Below are 366 nucleotides of genomic sequence, written 5' to 3'. Positions count from 1 at the left end.
TGGCTTGTTGTCAGCGCGACCAAGGAAGAGCTGAAGGCATTGCCCGAATTCGATACGAAGGCATACGACCCTTCGATGACGACCGCATCGACCAATTCGACGGCGCCCTCGGGCGCGCCGGCGAACTCTTCCACCGCGGTCGACAAGTCGGCACTCACCGAAATTCCTATCGACAAAATCCGCGCAGAGGATCTCATCGGCACCACGGTCTACGGTGCCGACGATGCGAACGTCGGGAAGATTGGGGATGTGGTGCTGACCGGCGACAAGAAAATCGATGCCGTCATCATCGACGTTGGCGGCTTCCTGGGCATCGGTGCCAAAGAGGTGGCAGTCGGCTTTGAAAAACTGAAATTCATGGCCGAC

The 366-nt window shown here is 58.2% G+C and carries 1 protein-coding gene; it reads left to right on the top strand.

Going from position 1 to position 366, the window contains the following annotated elements; genetic code table 11:
• Positions 1–366: PRC-barrel domain-containing protein (locus tag EN862_RS35120; protein ID WP_193771635.1), on the top strand; the 366-nt coding region annotated here is incomplete at both ends.

It is taken from the genome of Mesorhizobium sp. M2E.F.Ca.ET.219.01.1.1, assembly GCF_004016445.2.
Classification (GTDB): Bacteria; Pseudomonadota; Alphaproteobacteria; order Rhizobiales; family Rhizobiaceae; genus Mesorhizobium.
The sequence above is the reverse complement of the archived record's forward strand: the minus strand, read 5'-3'. Positions and strand labels throughout refer to the sequence as shown.